16 protein-coding genes and 1 pseudogene are annotated in these 18810 nt (G+C 70.0%); 5 read left to right on the top strand and 12 right to left on the bottom strand.

Features of this window, described 5'->3' with window-relative positions:
• Positions 1–126 precede the first annotated feature (126 nt).
• The 3 genes and pseudogenes from GPA10_RS24790 to GPA10_RS44080 form a co-directional block, all read right to left on the bottom strand.
• On the bottom strand, positions 127–627 hold the full coding sequence (locus tag GPA10_RS24790; protein ID WP_058846440.1) for a hypothetical protein: 501 nt from the start codon (positions 625–627) through the stop codon (positions 127–129).
• A gap of 49 nt (positions 628–676) precedes the next feature.
• Positions 677–1438, bottom strand: a complete 762-nt coding sequence (locus GPA10_RS24785; RefSeq protein WP_058846297.1) for a response regulator — start codon at positions 1436–1438, stop codon at positions 677–679.
• 601 nt (positions 1439–2039) lie between these two features.
• Positions 2040–3164: pseudogene (locus GPA10_RS44080) on the bottom strand (sensor histidine kinase); the annotation flags it as partial.
• Positions 3165–3545: 381 nt separating this feature from the next.
• Here GPA10_RS44080 and GPA10_RS24770 point away from each other — a divergent pair.
• Positions 3546–4103 carry a GlcG/HbpS family heme-binding protein gene (locus tag GPA10_RS24770; protein ID WP_157167543.1) on the top strand — a complete coding sequence of 186 codons (558 nt, stop codon included), beginning with the start codon at positions 3546–3548 and terminating at the stop codon, positions 4101–4103.
• 168 nt (positions 4104–4271) lie between these two features.
• Complete coding sequence (locus GPA10_RS24765) at positions 4272–5753, top strand: M1 family metallopeptidase (protein WP_343041292.1); 1482 nt, start codon at positions 4272–4274, stop codon at positions 5751–5753.
• Positions 5754–6055: 302 nt separating this feature from the next.
• Here GPA10_RS24765 and GPA10_RS24760 read toward each other — a convergent pair whose 3' ends face one another.
• The 4 genes from GPA10_RS24760 to GPA10_RS24745 all read right to left on the bottom strand — a co-directional run bounded on the left by GPA10_RS24760 (position 6056) and on the right by GPA10_RS24745 (position 9266).
• Complete coding sequence (locus GPA10_RS24760; RefSeq protein WP_157167434.1) at positions 6056–6580, bottom strand: GNAT family N-acetyltransferase; 525 nt, start codon at positions 6578–6580, stop codon at positions 6056–6058.
• Positions 6581–6671: 91 nt separating this feature from the next.
• Positions 6672–7892: a hypothetical protein gene (locus tag GPA10_RS24755; RefSeq protein WP_157167433.1), complete on the bottom strand. Its 1221-nt coding sequence runs from the start codon at positions 7890–7892 to the stop codon at positions 6672–6674.
• Positions 7893–7908: 16 nt separating this feature from the next.
• Complete coding sequence (locus GPA10_RS24750; protein ID WP_157167432.1) at positions 7909–8298, bottom strand: PadR family transcriptional regulator; 390 nt, start codon at positions 8296–8298, stop codon at positions 7909–7911.
• Between the two features lie 392 nt (positions 8299–8690).
• Positions 8691–9266: a TerD family protein gene (locus tag GPA10_RS24745; RefSeq protein ID WP_058846294.1), complete on the bottom strand. Its 576-nt coding sequence runs from the start codon at positions 9264–9266 to the stop codon at positions 8691–8693.
• Positions 9267–9482: 216 nt separating this feature from the next.
• Between GPA10_RS24745 and arfB the strand changes: the two genes are divergently transcribed.
• The gene (gene arfB / locus GPA10_RS24740) at positions 9483–9926 is read left to right on the top strand and encodes an alternative ribosome rescue aminoacyl-tRNA hydrolase ArfB (RefSeq protein WP_157167431.1); all 444 of its coding nucleotides are present in this window, start codon (positions 9483–9485) and stop codon (positions 9924–9926) included.
• Between the two features lie 43 nt (positions 9927–9969).
• Here arfB and GPA10_RS24735 read toward each other — a convergent pair whose 3' ends face one another.
• Positions 9970–10527, bottom strand: coding sequence for a flavin reductase family protein (locus GPA10_RS24735; RefSeq protein WP_157167542.1), 558 nt, complete (start codon positions 10525–10527; stop codon positions 9970–9972).
• A 669-nt stretch (positions 10528–11196) separates the two neighbouring features.
• On the opposite strand from GPA10_RS24735, the gene cdgB reads away from it, so the two are divergent.
• Both cdgB and GPA10_RS24725 read left to right on the top strand, forming a co-directional pair.
• The gene (gene cdgB / locus GPA10_RS24730) at positions 11197–12870 is read left to right on the top strand and encodes a diguanylate cyclase CdgB (protein WP_058846292.1); all 1674 of its coding nucleotides are present in this window, start codon (positions 11197–11199) and stop codon (positions 12868–12870) included.
• Between the two features lie 242 nt (positions 12871–13112).
• Positions 13113–14171, top strand: coding sequence for a carbohydrate-binding protein (locus tag GPA10_RS24725; protein ID WP_157167430.1), 1059 nt, complete (start codon positions 13113–13115; stop codon positions 14169–14171).
• Between the two features lie 40 nt (positions 14172–14211).
• Here GPA10_RS24725 and GPA10_RS24720 read toward each other — a convergent pair whose 3' ends face one another.
• The 4 genes from GPA10_RS24720 to GPA10_RS24705 form a co-directional block, all read right to left on the bottom strand.
• Entirely contained in the window at positions 14212–15060 is an 849-nt protein-coding gene (locus GPA10_RS24720) for a class II fructose-bisphosphate aldolase (RefSeq protein ID WP_157167429.1), read from the bottom strand.
• Between the two features lie 227 nt (positions 15061–15287).
• Positions 15288–16226, bottom strand: a complete 939-nt coding sequence (locus GPA10_RS24715) for a 1-phosphofructokinase family hexose kinase (protein ID WP_343041291.1) — start codon at positions 16224–16226, stop codon at positions 15288–15290.
• Between the two features lie 121 nt (positions 16227–16347).
• A complete protein-coding gene (gene nagA, locus GPA10_RS24710; RefSeq protein WP_058846288.1) occupies positions 16348–17535 on the bottom strand; it encodes an N-acetylglucosamine-6-phosphate deacetylase in 1188 nt (395 codons plus the stop codon).
• Between the two features lie 7 nt (positions 17536–17542).
• On the bottom strand, positions 17543–18634 hold the full coding sequence (locus GPA10_RS24705; RefSeq protein ID WP_343041290.1) for an ROK family protein: 1092 nt from the start codon (positions 18632–18634) through the stop codon (positions 17543–17545).
• Positions 18635–18810 lie beyond the last annotated feature (176 nt).

Here is an 18810-nt window from a genome sequence, read left to right as displayed (position 1 = left end):
CCGTCTCTGTCGGCCCTCACGGGCACGGGAACACGTTCACCGATACGACGAGCCACCCCCCACCAAACGTGACACCATCCCGCCCCGCCTCCGAACAGCGCCCACTGCCCCGCCCGGAGGGCCTGCTCAACCCACCCGCGGATACCGCGCCTGCAACGTCCAGATCACCGGATTCGCCCCCAGCCCCTCATGCAGGTCGATGAGGTCCGCCACCAGGTCGTGCAGAAAGTCCCGCGCCTCCTTCCGCAACTCCCCGTGCGAGAACGTGAGCGGCTCCTCCTCCGCCCTCATCCAGTCCGCCTCGATGTCCACCCACCCGAACCGCCGCGCGAACAACATCCGGTCCGTCGACTCCGTGAAGTCCAACTCCGCGTACTGCGGCCGCGACGCCCTGCTCCCCAGCGGATCCGTGTCCAACTGCTCCACGATGTCGCACAGCGCCCACGCGAAGTCGAGCACCGGCACCCACCCCCAGGCAGTCCCCACCTCCCGGTCCGCCTTGGTGTCCGCGAGATACACGTCCCCGCAGAACAGGTCGTGCCGCAGCGCACGCACATCCGCTTCGCGATAGTTCATCTGCGGCGGATCCGGAAACCGGCGGGAAAGGGCATAACCAATATCGAGCACGCGCCCGATGGTGCCACGCCCTCCCCTCACCACCACACTCCGCACGCCCTCAGGGAAGCAACCGCCGCTCCTTGGCCACAGCCACCGCCCCCGCCCGCGTATCCACCCCCAATTTTTCGTACATCCGCCCCAGGTGCGTCTTCACCGTCGCCTCACTGATGAACAGCGTCCTGGCGATCTCCCGATTCCCCATCCCCTGCGCAAGCCGCCCGAGAATGTCCAGCTCCCGCGGCGTGAGCGTGGGCTGCGGCTCCCGCATCCGCGCCATCACCCGGGACGCGACCGGCGGCGACAACGCCGTACGCCCTTGCGCCGCCGCATGAATCGCTGCAAACAATTCCTCGGGCCGCTCGGCCTTCAGCAGATACCCCGTCGCCCCCGCCTCGATGGCCCTCGTGATGTCGGCATCCGTGTCATACGTAGTGAGCACCAGCACCCGCGGCGCTCCACCACCCTGGCCATCACCCTCCTCACCTACGCCCCCACCACTGCCACCGTCCCCACCACTTCCGCTACCGCCGCCACTGCCATTGCCGCCGCCACCGTCCTCGCGCCCCCACCCCGTGATCCGACGAGTCGCTTCCACCCCGTCGATACCCGGCCCCAACTGCAAATCCATCAGCACCACGTCCGGCGCCAGCTTCCCCGCCAACGCCACCGCTTCCTCCCCCGACCCGGCTTCCCCGATCACCTCGATCCCCGGCGCACTGGCCAGCAACGCCATCAACCCCGCCCGCACCACCACATGGTCGTCACACACCACCAGCCGCACCGACTCAATCGGCCCAATCGGAGACTTTTCACTGCTCATGCGTACTCCCTGACGGAGGCCACCCTTCGGGCGACGGTGCGGACTGAGGCGGTGCAGCGGGCGGTGACGGCTTGGACGGACGAGACGGTTCGGCTGCCAGGGGGATGAGGACCGACAGCACCGTGCCCTCGCCGGGTGTCGACTCCACCGTCAGCGTCCCGCCGAGTTGGCGGGCCCGAGCATGTATCGCCGGCAGCCCGTGCCCGCGCCGCACCCCGGAGCCGAGGTCGCGTGCAGTGGCCGGTCTTCGTCCGGCATCGGTGATGAGGCGGAGGTCAGCGTCGGAGCCGGCACCTCGGCTGGCAGCCGCGCTGGCCGGGACCTGGCTGGCGGCTCCATGCCCGTCGTGTGCGGCGGACCTTACAGACCCGTCGCCGCCACCGGAGGGCCCACGCGCCCCGCCGCCACGCTCTCCCGCCTCGACCTCCCGAGTTCTGAAGGCCTCCCTGGCAACCTCCTCCGTCCTGAAAACCTCCCCCGTCCTGAGAGAAGCCTCCTCCCTCCCGACGGGAGTGTCTTCCCTGCCGATATAGGCACCCTCCTCGACGTAGGCCTCTTCCCTGCCGACGTAGGCACCCTCCTCGGCGTAGGCCTCTTCCCTATCGCCGTGGGCACCCTCCCCGGAGGCGGTGCCCGTCGTTCCCTCGCTGCGAGCGTCGGTCGGATCCTGGTCCCCCCGTGCTGCGGCAATCCCTCGTCCCTCTCCCGTAACGACGAAGCCCTTCCCGTCGTCCGCGATGTCGAGGACCACTTGGTCGCCCAGGTACGTCAGCGTCAATGCCGCCGCGCTCGCATCCGCGTGTTCGCGGACATTCGCCAGGGCGCCCTGTGCGATGCGGAGCAGCGCCGACTGCGTTCTGCCGGGCAGTGGCACGGGCTTTCCTTCGGCGTGGAAGCGGATCTCCAGCCTTGCCGTCGTCTCCCGTTCCGCCAGCGTGCTGAGGGCCGACGGCAAGGCCTCACCGTCGTCGGCGCCGGCTTCCGCCAGGTCGGCGGGCGCCAGGTCGTGGACGAAGCGGCGGGCTTCCACCAACCCGCGCTCAGTGATCGACACCGCTGATCGGACGTGGGCACGCGCCGTCGCCGGATCGGCGTCCCACACTCGGTCGGCGGCCTGCAGCAGCATCTGCTGGCTGGACAAGCCCTGGGCCAGGGTGTCGTGGATCTCCATCGACAGGCGCTGTCGCTCGGCGAGCGTGCCTTCGCGGCGTTCGGTGGCGGCCAGTTCGCGGCGGGTGCGGATCAGGTCGTCGATCAGGGCGCGTTGGTACTCGGTCTGTCGCTGCATGTGAATGAACACTGCGGTCGCCACAGCCGCGACGGCGGGGGGCGCGAAGGCCAGGTTCGGGTCGAAGCTGTCGGCGAGTCTGAGCTGAGCGCCTACGACGAGGGCGGTGAGGACCGCGACCAGGGCCAGCGCCGCTCGTGTCGGAAGTGTGCGCAGCCCCGTATAGAACAGGGGCACCGCGCACCACGCGAAGCTTGGCGCGAGGACGACCAGGACCACCCAGGCACCGACCACCGCGCCGAGCCAGACAGGGCGCCGGGTGCTGGGGGCGGCGCCGGGCGCCGGGGCCAGGACATAGAGGACGGCGAGGGTGATGGAGAGGGCGATGATGCCAGGGGTGCGGGGCTCGCCCGGGTGACGGAGGAGGAAACGGGCGAGGGAGGCGCCGAGAAGGAGGAAGAACGCCGTGTGCATGACGGTGCCGAGCCAGCGGGACATGGGGGCGTGGGCGCGGAGGTCGGCCGTGCTGCTGGGGCTGTCAGCTCGGCCATGGGTGTCCTTGGAGCTGAAGCCGCCCACGGATCCGGGGCTGCCGTTGTGCTGGTCCATGCTGGCCTCCTTTCCGGCCCGCTCTCTTGCTCGAACGTGCGGACACACGCGCTTGAACTGGGAAGACTCCTCCATTCTGGCCCTCGGCGTCGCGCAACCGGGTCATCCAATCGGTTGACACGGCCGTCATCCGAAGCGCGCCCGGCAGGCAGCCGGAACGCCGACGGGAAGGGCCGGGCGAGGGCCGGACGATGGATTGCGTGGCGGGATCAGCTCGCCGCTTGCTCGTGACAGAGCGCACTCGTACAGGAGTCAACGGACATGAAGTCGATGAAGCAGTTCTCCCCGCGCGCCCGTTTCGTGACCATGGCCGCCGCCCTTGCCACGGTAGGCGCGGCCACGTTCGGCACGGTCTCCGCCACGGCGGGTACGCCGGACGCTGCCGCCAAGGCCGCAGTGACCGCGGACGCGGGCAGCCGGAACCTCACCGCCTCCACGCACCTCTCGGTGGCCGCGGCGACCAAGGCCGCCCAAGCTGCGCTGGACGCCGCGAAGAAGGAGAACCAGCGGGTGACGGTGGCCGTCGTCGATCGCAACGGCAACACAATCGTCACGCTGCGTGGAGACGGTGCCGGCCCGCAGTCGTACGAGTCCGCAGAGCGGAAGGCCTACACGGCCGTGTCGTGGAACGCCCCCACCTCCGAGCTCGCCAAGCGGCTCCAGCAGGCTCCGAACCTGAAGGACATCCCGGGCACGCTGTTCCTCGCGGGGGCCACCCCCATTACTGCCAAGGGCGCCCCGATCGCGGGCATAGGCGTGGCGGGTGCGCCGAGCGGGGACCTGGACGAGAAGTTCGCCAAGGCGGGCGCGGCCATACTCAGCCGCTGACCGACGCTGCCCGACGCCGACCGCCGCGAATCCCCGCTGACGGAGCAGCCGGGTGACCTGGTAGCCGGAATGACCTGGCAGCCGGGTGAGCAGACAACTGGACGCGTCGTCACCGACCGGCGCCCCTGGCCCGAGGAATCACGAGGCGGTGGTCATAGGATCACCGAGGTGAACTACCGAGCCACCGCCCCTCTGACCAGGGGGCTCCGCGCCCGACGCACCGCCCCCGCCGTACTCGCCGCCCTGACACTCACCGCCGTCGCAGGCTGCACCAGCAGTAGTGCGGATGGCACTCCCGGCGCCGCAGGCGTCCGCGACCCCTTCTTCCCGGAACTCGGCAATGGGGGGTACGACGTGGCGCACTACGGCCTGACCCTCGGCTACGACCCCGAGTCCCACCACCTCACTGGCGCAGCGGAGATCACGGCTCGGGCCACCAAGAACCTCAGTGCCTTCAACCTCGACCTCAAGGGCCTGAAGGTCAAGGACGTCACCGTCGAAGGCAAGAAGGCCCGCTTCAACCGCTCCGGTGACGAGCTGACCGTTCGCCCACGCAACGGCCTCGATCGGGGTGAGAAATTCCGCGCGACCGTCCGCTACTCCGGCGCTCCGCAGACCGTCACGGACGCGGACGGCTCCAAAGAAGGCTGGCTGAAGGGAGACAAGAGCGCCCTCGCAGTCGGCGAACCGGCTGGCTCCATGGCCTGGTTCCCCAGCAACAACCACCCGAGCGACAAGGCCGCCTACGACATACAGATCACCGTTCCCAAGGGACTGCAGGCCATCTCCAACGGTGAGCTGACGAAAGAGACAACGACGAACGGCCGCACCACGTTCGCCTGGCACACCGCCGAACCCATGGCCAGCTATCTGGCGACACTGGCGATCGGGGAGTACGACACGAAGAAGTCGATGACGTCGAAGGCGAACTCCGGTATCCCGGTGTTCACGGCAATCGACCCGACGCTCCCGGAGGGCAAGTATGAGAAGACAGAGAAAGTCCTAGCGAAGATCCCCGAGATCATGGACTGGGCTGAGCTCAACTTCGGCGACTACCCGTTCTCCTCGACGGGCGCGATCGTCGACGGCCGGGTGGACTTGGGGTATGCCCTGGAGACGCAGACGAAACCGGTGTTCCCCGTCGAGGCCGCCGACGCGTCCACCCTCGTCCACGAACTGGCCCACCAGTGGTTCGGCAATTCGGTCACCCCGAAGTCGTGGCAGGACATGTGGCTCAACGAAGGTTTCGCGACCTACGCGGAGTGGCTGTGGGAGGAGGACAACGGCGGCGACAGCGCACAGGACACCTTCGACGCGCTCTATGAAGGCGAGTACTACGAGTCGAAGGCGGACAACGAAGCGATCTGGGCCTTCCCGCCGGCCAGGCAATCGGACGCAGCCAGCATCTCGGACGCTCCCGTGTACGACCGGGGCGGGATGGTGATCCACAAGATTCGCGAAACCGTCGGCGACGAAACCTTCTACGACATCATCCAAGGTTGGTTGAATACCTATCGCCACAGCAACGCGAACACCAAGGACTTCACGGCATATGTCGAGAAGCATGCGGGAGATGACAAGTCGCGCGAGGAACTGAAGCGGGTGTGGGCGGACTGGCTCTACGGAGAGGGAAAGCCTGACAACCCGTAATGGGGGAAGCGTGATTGATCGCTCGGTCTTCGAAATCTGCGGTGCTCGTGCGCGGCCCGTCGACATCGGGAACCCGGTGTGAGGCACTGTTCTTTGACAATTGCATCGGGTAGCAGTTGAAGCGGGTGGGGGGCGGGGACGAAAGCGACGCCTTCGGCGCGAAGAAAGTCCCCGGCAGCGCCCGTCCCCTCCCCGCAGTCCGCGGCGACCTCACCCCCACCCCCACCCTCACCCTTGCCCTCGCCTCACCTGGCATCCCACGCCCCTTCGCCGCCCCTTCGTCGGCGCGTGCCTAAGAGGATTCAGAGCGGCTTGCGCAGTACCGCGCAAGGACGGCCGAGTTCAAGGTCTTTGCGGTGGTCGATCACTTCGTAGCCGAGGGCGGTCCAGAAGGCGAGGCCCTTCGGGTTGTTGTCGAGGACAGCTAGACGGACGCCGGTGCGGCCTGCCGTGCGGAAGCGCTGTTCGATGGCGGCTGCCAGCTTCTTTCCGATTCCGGTGCGGTGCACCTGGGCGTCTACCAGGAGGAGAGCGATCCAGGGGTCGGGATCGGCCGGGTCTGGATGACGAGTGAGGGTGACGACGACGCCGACGAGACGCCCCTCGGAACGCCCCAGGAGCACTTCGGCGCTCGGCTGGGCGAGTTCGTCGGCGAGAGCCGTGGCGACCTGTTCGGCTCTGATGTCGTGGGCGTCGGGGAAGTCGCCACTGAGGGCGAAGAACTCGTGGTTGGAGGCGTAGAGGGCCGTTAGCTCGGTGAGGAGGGGACCGGGCAGATCACCGGCTTCGGTGCCGTTGGTGAAGGCGGGGAGCTGTTCGAGGATCATGTGGCGCAGGCTAACCGCACGCTCGGCCCGATACGCGTTGTTTTCGGGTGACTGTCTGGCGGGACGGTCGCGCGCTGCGGAGGTGGACGCCTCAGTGGTGGGTGTGGGTGGGGGTGTCGGGGGCGGTGGAGCGGCGCCACTCGGTGACAAGGGACCAGAGCGCAGCACCGAGCGCACCGGTGTTGACGGCGAGCCAGAAGGGGGAGGAGCCGGGGTCGGTCAGGTTGTCGATCAGCAGGATCGTGAGAGAGACGGTGAGTACGCACGAGCCGTAGAACTGGCGCCGGGCGAAGCGGCGGGTGCGGCTGGGGCCCTCGGCCAGGCGAAGGGCGTAGACCTCGACATCACCGAAGACATCCACGGCGCCAGCTTCGCCGGGCGCCGACGCGAGGTGGTGGCGGGCCTCGCGGACGTGGCCGTCGGCCTGTGCTGCGGACATGGCGTGGCGCCCACGCAGTAGACCGTCGAGACGGGCGAACCAGGCATCGTCGTCGCTGTCGGTGGGGTTCTTCGCGAACCACCTGTCGATGGTGGCGTCGGGAAACCGTACGGCGGCCGCGATGCCCGCCAAGCAGGCCAGCATCAGGACGGGAGCGGGCACGGTGAAGAGTTGCCCGTCGGGAACCGCAGCAGTGGCGCCGATACCCGCACACACCGTGGCGACGGTGGCGGCCGCAAACCACAGAGCGCCCCGGACCAGCCCGGCGGCTCGGGCGACGACGGCCAGTGAGCTCAACGCGACGGCCAGGACGATCATCACGGTCAAGGTGACAGCGGGCCAGCTGATGCCGACCCACAGCCCGCCCCTTAGCCATTCCAAGGCGCAGAAGAAGAACCCGGCCACACCGAACGAGACGAAGGCGGCGGAGAGACGCTCGCCGGGGGTCATTCCGTGGGCGTCGACACGGGCACGGTGTTCCTCGGTGATGCGTTCGTCGGCGACGACCTGGGCGTAGGCCTCGGAAGCGCCGAAGAGTTCGAGGGCGGGTCGTCCTTCCTCGCGGACGATCTCATGGACCTCGATGAGGACCTGGTCGGCCAGACCGGCGGGTGCGTCGTGGTCGAGGACGAGGCGTACTTCCAGGGAGGCGGCCCAAACCTCGTCCTCCTTGCGCTCCCACGTCAGCTTCGGCTTGTACTCCCGAACCGGCTTCGGCTTCCCGCGTCCCCAACGAGTCGGCTTGCGCGTGCGCTCTCGATCCGCCGTCGGGGCGTGATCCGGAGCCGAGTCGGAAGCCGAGTCGGACGGTTGCTCCGGAGCCGGGTTCGAGGTTTGGGTCTGGTGAAGGCTCTGGTCGTGGTGCTTGGTCATGGCGGTTCCCCCTTGGTCAAGCTTGGTCCTCCCCTTCCCCGGTGGGTGCCGGGGAAGGGGCCGCGTCCTGTTCGTCGGCTCTGGTCAGTGAGGCGACCGTGCTGGCAAACGCTGCCCATGCGGCGCGGTCGCGGCGCAGGCGGACACGCCCTGCGTCAGTGATCCGGTAGTACTTGCGGCCGGGTCCGCCCTCGCCGGCGCCCCACTCGATCTCGACGGCGCCTTCCTCTTCGAGGCGGGTGAGGGCCGGGTACAGGGTCGCGGCCTTCACGCCGTCGATGCCGACATCGGTGAGGCGGCTGAGCAAGGCGTAGCCGTAGCTCTTCTCCTCGGTGTCGAAAATGCCGAGGAGACAGAGGGGGAGAGCGGCACGGGTCCAGGCGGTATGGACATGCGCGGCTCCCATGACTACTCCCCCTCTTGCTTGATAACGGCTCTCGGTGCTCTGTACTCGTCGGCGTAGTCGTATCGGCGGCAGCCGTCGCTGCACTTCTCGACTAGTTGTGTTTCCAGAATAGTAGAGGCGGCGGAATAACACCAAGATCGCCAAGTGGGCTGCCGAGCGCGCAGCGGGCCGAGGGAAGACAGCCGGGAGGCCGGGAGGCTGGGAGGCCGTGAAGGCGAGGGTCAGCGAGGGCGGGGCCCTTGAGGGCGGGGCCCGCAAGGCAGCGGGGTGCGGGCCAGCGACGCAGCAAGGGTGCGGGCGGGAACGCGGAAGGGCCCCGACCAGTTGCCCGGCCGGGGCCCTTCAGTTGCCCGGCTCGGAGATACCGGGGCTTTCAACTACTCGGTGGAACCTCAGACGTTGACGCCGAAGTCCTGAGCGATGCCGACGAGGCCGGACGCGTAGCCCTGGCCGACGGCGCGGAACTTCCACTCGGCGCCGTTGCGGTACAACTCGCCGAAGACCATGGCGGTCTCGGTGGCGGCGTCCTCGGAGAGGTCGTAGCGGGCGATCTCGGTGCCGCCGGCCTGGTTCACGATGCGGATGAACGCGTTGCGGACCTGGCCGAAGTTCTGCGAGCGGTTCTCGGCGTCGTAGATGGAGACCGGGAAGACGATCTTCTCGACGTCGGCGGGGAGGCCCGCGAGGTTGACGTTGATCTGCTCGTCGTCGCCCTCGCCCTGGCCGGTGACGTTGTCGCCGGTGTGGACGATGGTCTGGTCCGGGGTCGCCTTGTTGTTGAAGAAGACGAAGTGGGCGTCCGAGTAGACCTTGCCCTGGGGGTTCACCGCGATGGCGGAGGCGTCCAGGTCGAAGTCGGTGCCCGTGGTGGTGCGGACGTCCCAGCCGAGGCCGACCGTGACGGCGGTCAGACCCGGTGCCTCCTTGGTGAGCGAGACGTTGCCGCCCTTGGACAGGCTTACAGCCATTGTTGGGAGTCCCTTCCTAGCGTGAGTACAGCCGAGTAGTACGTAGGTACCTTCGGGCTTCGTGCTGGGACGAAGCTACCGACATCCCTATGAACGCCGAGGGGGGTATCGAAGGTTCCATATGCCGGAGACTGTCTTTACTTTCTTTACTCGGGTCTCCGTATGTGGTGCATCACTGCTGAAAAGCAGGTGACGGAGGTGTGCACACGCGGGACCATGGTGCACATGTCAGGTCACCGCCCTTACGTCATCCGTGGCTCCGTCTCGCTGCCAGAGGCCGAGTTGATGTGGCGTTTCTCGCGCTCCTCCGGGCCTGGCGGGCAGCACGTCAACACCAGTGACTCGCAGGTCGAGCTGCGCTTCGATCTCGCGCGCACGGAGGCCTTGCCGGAGGTGTGGAAGGAGCGGGCGCTGGAGCGGCTGGCGTCCCGGCTCGTGGACGGTGTCGTCAGCGTACGGGCGAGCGAGCACCGCTCGCAGTGGCGGAACAGGGAGATGGCCGCCACCCGACTTGCCTCCCTGTTGGCGGAGGCCACGGCTCCGCCGCCCAAGCCGCGCAGGGCCACCCGCATCCCGCGCGGGATCAACGAGCGGCGGCTGCGGGAGAAGAAGCGGCGCGGGGAGACCAAGCAGGGGCGGTCGGGGAAGGGCTGGGGATAGTGGCAGGGCCCTCGTGCGGTGGTTCGGCGGGGGCGGGCGGGGGTCAGCCCAGCTGGCGGTAGCGGCCCTTGAAGTACAGGAGCGGGCCGCCGTCGGCGCTCGGGAGCTGTGCTGTCAGTACGCGGCCGATGACCAGGGTGTGGTCGCCCGCGGACACCGTCTGTTCCGTGCGGCATTCGAGGGTGGCGAGCGCGCCGCCCATCAGGGGGGCGCCAGCGGTCTCGCCGCGCACGTAGGGGAGGTCCTCGAAGAGCAGGCGGTCGCTGATGCGGCCCTTCATCGCGAAGCGGCCCGCGATGTGCCGCTGGCTCTCCGACAGGACCGACACGGCCCACAAAGGCTGCTCCGCCAGCAGGTCGTCCATGCGGGAGCCCTCGCGCAGGCTGACCATGACCAGGGGCGGGTCAAGGGATACGGACAGGAAGGCGGTCGCCGTCATGCCGACGTCCTCGCCGCCGGGGGCCGTGGGGTCGTCCGGGTCCAGCGGGGGCTCTTGGGCCGTCACCAGGACCACGCCCGCCGCCAGGCGGGACATGGCGGCGCGGAACTCGTCGTTGCTCACCCCCACAGGATGAGGGGTGGGAAGGGTCTGGGTCTTCATGGTCAGGTCGGCAGCCACGCTTCGACGCTAACTGCGGAGGTTGACGTTCCGCATCGGCCTCCGGGCCTAGGGTGGACCTAGGACCGAGGTCCACCGTTGGGCCGGGGTGGGTCCATGGCGCACCGGCGAGAATCGCAGCCCCGGACAGGGGCTCGCAGAGCAACGCCTTGGCCAAAGCTGGTAATCCCTCCCCGCCATAGCTCAAATTGGGCTCAATTCAGGAACTCAAATCGGATCTCTCACCTGTGACTTGAGTCACAGGGCCCATATTTTGTTGACCCTGTGTACCGGGTGAGCTGCTCGCTGTGATTCAGTGACCGTGGCAATCGGACAGGCATGGAGACGGCGCGGACGCTGAGGGCACGAAGGCGCGACGGGGCGGGAAGAAACGCACGGCGGTTTCAAGAAGCATCGACCGGCACCACCACTGGTACGGGCGATAGACCTGACCAGCACGGGCAGCAGTATCCAGCAGTACGGGTGGCGGTACCTGCCCGTACGGGCAGTAGTGCGTACCAGTTCAGGCAGTACGGGCAAGCGCGGAGACACAGAGGCTCAGAAGAAGCACGATCAGTCGGAAGAGTCGGAAGAGTCAGAGATACGGACACTGAGGACACTGAGGACGCTGCGGATCCTGGAGTTGCTGTCGAGGTCTCGGGGAGAGCGAGCATGGAGACCGAGTCGGAGCCGTACGTCCGTCTTGCGACCCTGCGGCAGCTGCATCAGGTGGTTGCGGACCTCAATACGGCCCGCAGCCTCGCGGACACGCTGCAGACCGTCGCCGACGGCGTGGTGAACGGGCTTGGCTATGAGCTGGCGTGCGTCAACCTGGTGCGCCCGGACGGCGATCTCGTCGTCGCCGCCTTCGCGGGCAACCCGGCCGCCGAGGCCCTCATCACCGGCCGAGTGGGCTCCCGTGAGTCTTGGGAGCGGCGTCTGACCATGGGCGAGGCCTGGGGGGCGCTGCGCTTCATCCCGTACACGGAGGGCTGGATCCTCGACGAGGACGACGTGCCGCAGTGGTACACCGAGGGGCCCGAGCCGCGCTTCGAGGACGAGTGGCACCCTTCGGACCGGCTGTTCGCGCCGATGTACGCGACCGGGTCGTCCGGCGGCGAGCTGATCGGTGTGATCTCCGTGGACCGGCCGCGCAACGGGCGGCGCCCCGGCGCGTGGGGGCGTGAGGCGCTGCAGATGTACGCGTTCCAGGCCGCCATCGCCATCAGCAATGCGCGGCTTCGAGCCAACATGCAGCGGGCCCTGGTCCGTCTCGAACGCGAGCAGCAGGCACTGCGTGCCAGCGAGGAGAGCTTCCGGCAGGCCTTCGAGTACGCGCCCAGTGGCATGGCCATCGCCGAGATGGGGGGCGATCAGCATGGGCGGATCCTGCGGACGAACGACGCGTTGTGCCGGTTGCTGGGCCGGCCCGCGTCCGCGATGCGGCGCTACTCCTTCTCGGATCTCGTGCACCCCGAGGACATCGGTACGTTGCTGCGTACGTCGGCGGAGGGCGGTCGGGCGGAGTTGCGGTTCGGGCGGCGGGACGGGACGTACGTCTGGGTGTCGCTGCGGAACTCGGTGGTGGCCGATGCCGCGGACGGTCCCCGGTTCCTGCTGACCCACGTCGAGGACATCGAGGAGCGCAAGCGGCGTGAGTTGCAGCTCGCGCACCGTGCCTCGCACGACTCGCTGACCGGGCTGCCGAACTCGGCGGAGCTGCGGGCCCGGCTCAGCGCCCGGCTCTGTCGTCGGCCGCATGCGGGTCAGCCGTCGACGGTGGACTCGCTGGATGCGGCGTACGACAACAGTGGGCTGTACGGGACGGCACATGCTGGGGGGCACGGGCAGCACGGGCAGGGCGTGGGCGCGGATCCGCAGGGCGACGGCTATGACCACCATGTGCACACGATCGCCCCGCCGGAGGAGGCCGTTCCGGACGACGGCACCAAGGGCCTGGCCGTCCTGTTCTGTGACCTCGACGGCTTCAAGTCGATCAATGACCGGTTCGGGCATCACACCGGTGACGCGGTCCTCATCGAGGTCGCGAGGCGGCTGACCAGCGGGGTTCGGGACGGGGACACGGTGGCGCGGCTCGGTGGCGACGAGTTCGTGGTGCTCGCTGACGGGTTGGGCAGGGCCGACGCGCAGGACCTCGCGGTGCGGCTGCGGAACGCGATCATTCCGCCGATCCGGGTGGACGGGAGGGCCGTGCGCGTGGGGGCCAGCTTCGGTATCGGATGGGCACATTGCGGGATGTCCGCGGACGAAGTGCTGCATTCGGCGGATCAGCGGATGTATGTCGAGAAACGTTCTCGGGCCAAGCAGCATCGGCGGGCCGGGTGAGGGCGGGGTCCGAAGACCACGGGTGGCGGGTCGGGCGCCGGGGGCGGGCGCGCGTGAACTGCCGTACGCGGTAGCGGAAGCGGCTTCGGGCGCCGTGGGGGAGGCGTGACGGGGGCGGGTGGTCACCGGGCTCGGCGCCCGCGCACCTGTGGGATTTCCTGGAAGAAGTCAACGTCACCATGGGCGGTCACCCGGAGCGGGTAGGCTCGCCCGCATCCGCGATGCGAGGGAGTGACCTGCGAATGACGCCCGGCAATAACGGCGAGCACACGCCGCGCGCGCCAGAGGGCGATGACGACCCGTTCGGCTATCTGTACGCGGACGGCCAGGCGGCCGGCGCGACTCCGCCCTCAGGGGGCGGCGGGTACGGCTACCCCGGGCCGAGGTCGTACAACCACGTACGCGCGGTCGGCGAGCGCCAGTACGGCCAGGCGCAGCAGTACGGCCAGCAGCCCCAGCAGTACGGCCAGCAGACCCAGGGCCACGGCCAGGCCCCCGCGTACGGCTATCCGCCCGTGCAGCAGGCGCCGCAGCAGGCGTACGGGCAGCCCAACGCCCACTACGCGGCCCCGGAGGCGCAGCCGGGGGTCACGGCGCCGGTTCGGCAGGTCGGTGGGCCCGGGGCGCCTGGGATACCGGGGCAGGCGGGCAACGGTGGCGGTCGCGGGCGGGGGCCCAACACCAAGGGGCTGCTGATCGGTGCCATCGCGGTGGTCGCCGTGGTGTCCATCGGGATCGGTGCCGCGATGGTGTTCGGCGGCGGTGGCGGGGACGACGACGGGAACGAGGCGGGGCCGTCCCAGAAGCAGTCCGTGTCCGAGGAGCCGAGCCCGACGGAGTCCGAGGACGGCGGCAAGAAGCCCCCGGCCGAGCTGCCCGAGGCCGATGCCAAGGCCCTCAAGCTGGAGGGCGGTACCACCACGGCGTCCGACATCAAGGGCGCCAAGTCCGCGGGCGGGGTGTACGTGGCCGGGCTCGAGAAGCCCGGGGCGCAGGTGTCCTGGACGGTCGACGGGATTCCCAAGAGCGGCGCCTACACCGTCTTCGTGGGGTACTCCGTGCCGGGCAAGGCGGCCGAGACGACCCTCGGCATCAACGGCACACCGTCCGGCCGCAAGCTCAACATGGACAACTTCACCGGCGCCGACGAGGGGGCGTGGGAGAAGGGCTGGACGAAGACCTTCGCCTTCGTCCAGCTGAACAAGGGCACCAATACGATCTCCGTCTCCTGCCAGCAGGGCGACAAGTGCGACGCGGTCCTCGACCGGGTGTGGCTGAAGGCCGGGCACGTCAAGGAGTAGTGCGTGACGAGGAGCGGCGCGCCCTGGGGAGCGGGGTGCGTCACTTCGTGAGGCGCAGGAAGCTCTCGACGATCCCGGCCATCGCTTCGCGGGCCGGGGTCAGGTATCTGCGGGGGTCGACGCCGGTGGGGTGGGCGGCGAGGTGGTCGCGTACGGCGCTGGTGAAGGCGGTGTTGAGGGCCGTACCCACGTTGATCTTGGTCATGTCGGCGTTGATGGCGTGGCGGATCTCGTGGTCGGGGACGCCGCTGGAGCCGTGCAGGACCAGGGGGACCGGGACGGTCGTGCGCAGGGCGGCGACGAGGCCGTGGTCCAGGGCGGCGGTGCGTTCGGTCATGGCGTGGGAGGAGCCGACGGCGACGGCGAGGGCGTCGATGCCGGTGTCGGTGACGTAGGCGGCGGCCTCCGTCGGGTCGGTGCGGGCGCCGGGGGCGTGGGCGTCCAGGGGGGCCTCGCCGGCCTTGCCGCCGACCTCGCCGAGTTCCGCCTCCAGCCAGATGCCGCGCTCGTGCGCCCAACGCACGGCGTCCGCGGTCTCCTTGACGTTCTCGGCGTAGGCGAGCTTCGAGGCGTCGAACATCACTGAGCTGAAGCCCTCGGCGTGTGCGGCGCGCAGCAGGGTGGTGTCGGTGACGTGGTCCAGGTGGAGGGAGAGCGGGGCGGAGGAGGTGCGGGCCACCGCGGTGGTCGCGGCGGCGATCGCGGTGAGGCGGCCGCCGTGGAACCTCACGGCGTTCTCGGACACCTGGAGGACGGCGGCGGTGCCCGCCCGCTCGGCGCCGAGGGCGATGGCCTCCGCGTGTTCGAGGGTGATGACGTTGAAGGCCGCGATGCCGCGTCCCTGGGCGTGGGCGTGGGCGACGAGTTCGCCGGTGGTGGTGAGTGGCATGCTGACCCCGTTCCCGGGCCTGCCACGGCCCGTTGAGCTGCTTCGGTCGGGCTGCTTCGGTCGGGCCGTGTCAGTTGGGCTGCTTCGGTCGGGCTGCTTCGGTCGGGCTGCCGGGGGCGAGCCGCCACAGCGTAGGGCGGGGGTGGTGGTCGGGTCGGGTGTCGGTGCCGCTGGTGACGCCGCTCACCGTTCACCGTTCCCTGCCCCCCCGTTCCGTTCCGCTCCGCTCACTGCGCAGGCGGCTCGGCGCCCGTCACGGTGACCTTCGGCAGGACGTCCTCGTACACCGCCGCGTCGAACTCGCCCGCCACGGGGGCGGCGACGGTGGCCGCCGACAGGGCGACGGCGTTCGATAGGCGGTCCGGCCAGGGGAGTTGGCGGACCAGGCCGGAGAGCAGGGCCGCGACGGCCGAGTCGCCGGCGCCGGTGGGGTTGCCGCGGATCAGGCCGGGCGGCCTGGCGCGCCAGGTGCCTTCCGGGGTGAGGGCGAGGAGGCCCTCGGCGCCGAGGGAGGCGACGACGGCGTGGGCGCCGCGGCGGCGGGCGTCGCGGGTGGCCTGGGAGGGCTCGTGGGCGCCGGTGAGTTCGGCGAGTTCGTCGGCGTTGGGCTTGACGATGTCGGGCCGGGCGGCGACGCCGCGGCGCAGGGGCTCGCCGCTGGTGTCGAGGAGCACGGGTACGGCGGCGGCGCGGGCGGCGCGTACCAGGACGGCGTAGGCGCCCACCGGCACGCCGGGCGGCAGGCTGCCGCACAGGGCCACGGCCCGCACGGCGTCGCGGCGCAGCAACTCCTCGTACGCGGCGAGGAATCCGGTCCACTCGGCGGGGGTGACGGTCGGTCCTGCCTCGTTGAGCTGGGTGGTGTCGCCGGTGCGGGCGTCCACGACGGCGAGGGTGCGGCGGGTGGCGCCCGCGACCGGGTACAGGCCGTCGGTGACGCCGGGGACGCGGCTGAGGTGGTCGCGCAGGGCGTGGCCGGTGTCGCCGCCCACGAAGCCGGTGACGGTCACGTCGTGACCGAGGGTGGCGAGTACGCGGGCGACGTTCAGGCCCTTGCCGCCCGCGCGTTCGGTCACCTCGGTGACGCGGTGCGAGGTGTGCGGGGTGAGGACGGGGACCTTGTACGTGAGGTCGAGGGCGGCGTTCAGCGTGACCGTGACGATCACTGCTTCACCCCCGGGACGACGGAACACGGAGCGGTGCGCTGCGTGCGGCTTTCGGGTTCTGATCATGCCAAAAAGAAGGCGGTTGGCCCAGACCTCGGACCAACCGCCTCACCCGGCCGGGTCAGGGCGCGGTGGGGTCGATGACCCATTCGCCCTTGCGCATCACGCCCTTGAGTGCGAATTCGGCGTCCAGGACCACGATGTCGGCGTCCTTGCCGGGCTCCAGGGAGCCGACGCGGTCGTACACGCCGAGGAGCTTGGCGGGGTTCGCGGAGATCGCGGCCACGACATCGCCGATGGGCAGCCCGTCGACGGTCACCGAGCGCTGGAACGCCCGGTCCATGGTCAGGGTCGAGCCGGCGATCGAACCGCCCTCGGTGAGCCGGGCGACGCCGTCCTTCACCTCGACCTCCAGCGGGCCGAGGAGGTAGGTGCCGTCACCGAAGCCCGCCGCGTCCATCGCGTCGGTGATCAGGGCGACGCGGCCCGCGCCCGCGTGGCGGAAGGCCAGCTCGAAGGAGGCGGGGTGCAGGTGGGTGCCGTCGTTGATCAGCTCGATGGTGATCCGCTCGTCCTCCAGGAGGGCGGCGATGGGGCCGGGGGCGCGGTGGCCGAGGCCGGGCATGGCGTTGTAGAGGTGGGTGGCGACGGTGGCGCCGGCGTCGATGGCTTCCTTCGTCTGCTCGTACGTGGCGTCCGTGTGGCCGATCGCCGCGATCACGCCCAGTTCGGCGAGGAGGCGTACGGAGTCGATGCCGCCGGGGAGTTCGGTGGCGAGGGTGACCATGCGGGCCTGGCCGCGGGCGGCGTCGACGAGCTTGCGGACCTCCGCGGGGTCCGGGTGGCGCAGGAGCGCCTCGCTGTGCGCGCCCTTGCGGCACGGCGAGATGAAGGGGCCCTCGAAGTGGATGCCGGCGATGTCGCCCTGTTCGGCGAGTTCGGAGAGCAGGCCCGCGCGCTGGGCGAGGGCGTCCATCTCGCCGGTGACGGTGGAGGCCACGACGGTGGTGGTGCCGTGCAGGCGGTGGGTCTGGACACCGTGCAGGATGTCCTCGGCCGTGCCGCTGGTGAAGGAGGCGCCGCCGCCGCCGTGGTTGTGCACGTCGACGAAGCCTGGGACCAGCCAGTGGCCGGTCAGGTCGACCGTCTCGGTGTCCGCGGGAGCTCCCCCAAGCTCTCGGCTTCGCTCGAGCAGGGCGGTACCCCCTTCGGCGATGCGGCCGCCGTCCGTCACGATGACGCGGCCGTTGGGGACGGTCCCGGTGGGCAGTACCACCTGGGCACCGGCGAGAACCTTGCTGGGGGCCATCAGGTGGTTACCTCCGGGGAGTCGTGGGGGTGATGGGGGTTGGGGGTTCGGTGGACTCGGTGGGTCCACCGGGTTCAGTGGGTGCGGTGGACTTGGTGGGTCCACCGGGTCCACCGGGTCCACTGGGTGCGGTGGATTTGGTGGGTCCACCGGGTTCGGTGGGCTCGCTGGCCTCGGTGGTGGCCAGGAGGTCCCAGGCGAGCAGGCCCGCGCCGAGGCAGCCCGCCGCGTCACCGAGTGCCGCCGGCGCGATCTCGGGCAGTGTCTGGAACTCGACCACGCGGGCGGCGACGGCCGCGCGCAGCGGCGTGAACAAGGTTTCCCCGGCCTCGGCCAGGCCGCCACCGATGATCAGGGTCTGCGGGTCGAGGAGGGTGAGGGCGGTCAGGAGGCCGTCGGCGAGGGCGTCCACCGCGTTCTGCCAGACGCCGGCGGCGCGCGGATCGCCGGAGCGCACGGCCTTCGCGCAGTCCGCGGCGTCCGCCGTGGGGTCGCCGCTGGCCTCCGCCCAGGCCTTGGTCACCGCGGACGCGGACGCGAGACGTTCCAGGCAGCCGCGCTGGCCGCAGCCGCAGGGCGGGCCGCCGGGGCGTACGACGATGTGGCCGATCTCGCCGGCCGAGCCGTGGGCGCCCGGTTCGATGGTGCCGCCGATGCCTATGGCGCCCGCGATGCCCGTGCCGAGCGGTACGAACAGGAAGCGGTCGGTGCCCTGGCCCGCGCCGAGACGCCCCTCGGCGAGGCCGCCGGTGCGCACGTCGTGGCCGAGGGCCACGGGGATGCCTTCCAGGCGGGTGCTGAGGAGGTCGCGCAGCGGTACGTCGGACCAGCCGAGGTTGGCCGCATAGACGGCGATGCCGCGGTCGGCGTCGACGATGCCGGGTACGGCCACGCCGGCCGCGGCGGCGGGTTCGCCCAGGTGGGCGAGGCCGTGGGCGCGGAGGTCCGCGGCGAAGTCGAGGATCGTCTCCACCACGGCTTCGGGGCCGCGGTCGCGGCCGGTCGGGCGGCGGGCCTCATGGAGGAGTGTGCCGTCCGCCCCGACCAGGGCGGCCTTCATTCCTGTGCCGCCCACGTCCAGGGCGATGACATGTCTCACGGGGACAGTGTCGCGTGTGACCCCGTGAGAGGTCTAGTCCACATGTTCTGGCCCCTGGGCCTTGGGGTGGGGTTCGGCCTCCGGACCGGCCTGGGGCCGGCCTCGGGGTTATCCCCGGACCAGGCCTGGGGGTGGGGCCTCGCGGGGGCGCCCCGGGCCCGCCCCTTCTCCGATCC

Source organism: Streptomyces typhae (assembly GCF_009755605.1).
GTDB lineage: Bacteria > Actinomycetota > Actinomycetes > Streptomycetales > Streptomycetaceae > Streptomyces > Streptomyces typhae.
Note: the sequence above shows the minus strand (reverse complement) of the source record. Positions and strands in the feature narration are given on the sequence as shown.

What these genes read in the sequence shown, in the direction of transcription:
- arfB (WP_157167431.1), top strand. Translation starts at nt 9,483, where the DNA reads ATGGTGCACATGTCAGGTCACCGCCCTTACGTCATCCGTGGCTCCGTC.
- nagA (WP_058846288.1), bottom strand. Translation starts at nt 17,535, where the DNA reads ATGGCCCCCAGCAAGGTTCTCGCCGGTGCCCAGGTGGTACTGCCCACC.
- GPA10_RS24760 (WP_157167434.1), bottom strand. Translation starts at nt 6,580, where the DNA reads ATGATCCTCGAACAGCTCCCCGCCTTCACCAACGGCACCGAAGCCGGT.
- GPA10_RS24735 (WP_157167542.1), bottom strand. Translation starts at nt 10,527, where the DNA reads ATGAAGACCCAGACCCTTCCCACCCCTCATCCTGTGGGGGTGAGCAAC.
- GPA10_RS24785 (WP_058846297.1), bottom strand. Translation starts at nt 1,438, where the DNA reads ATGAGCAGTGAAAAGTCTCCGATTGGGCCGATTGAGTCGGTGCGGCTG.
- GPA10_RS24745 (WP_058846294.1), bottom strand. Translation starts at nt 9,266, where the DNA reads ATGGCTGTAAGCCTGTCCAAGGGCGGCAACGTCTCGCTCACCAAGGAG.
- GPA10_RS24720 (WP_157167429.1), bottom strand. Translation starts at nt 15,060, where the DNA reads ATGCCACTCACCACCACCGGCGAACTCGTCGCCCACGCCCACGCCCAG.
- cdgB (WP_058846292.1), top strand. Translation starts at nt 11,197, where the DNA reads ATGGAGACCGAGTCGGAGCCGTACGTCCGTCTTGCGACCCTGCGGCAG.
- GPA10_RS24725 (WP_157167430.1), top strand. Translation starts at nt 13,113, where the DNA reads ATGACGCCCGGCAATAACGGCGAGCACACGCCGCGCGCGCCAGAGGGC.
- GPA10_RS24755 (WP_157167433.1), bottom strand. Translation starts at nt 7,892, where the DNA reads ATGACCAAGCACCACGACCAGAGCCTTCACCAGACCCAAACCTCGAAC.
- GPA10_RS24770 (WP_157167543.1), top strand. Translation starts at nt 3,546, where the DNA reads ATGAAGCAGTTCTCCCCGCGCGCCCGTTTCGTGACCATGGCCGCCGCC.
- GPA10_RS24750 (WP_157167432.1), bottom strand. Translation starts at nt 8,298, where the DNA reads ATGGGAGCCGCGCATGTCCATACCGCCTGGACCCGTGCCGCTCTCCCC.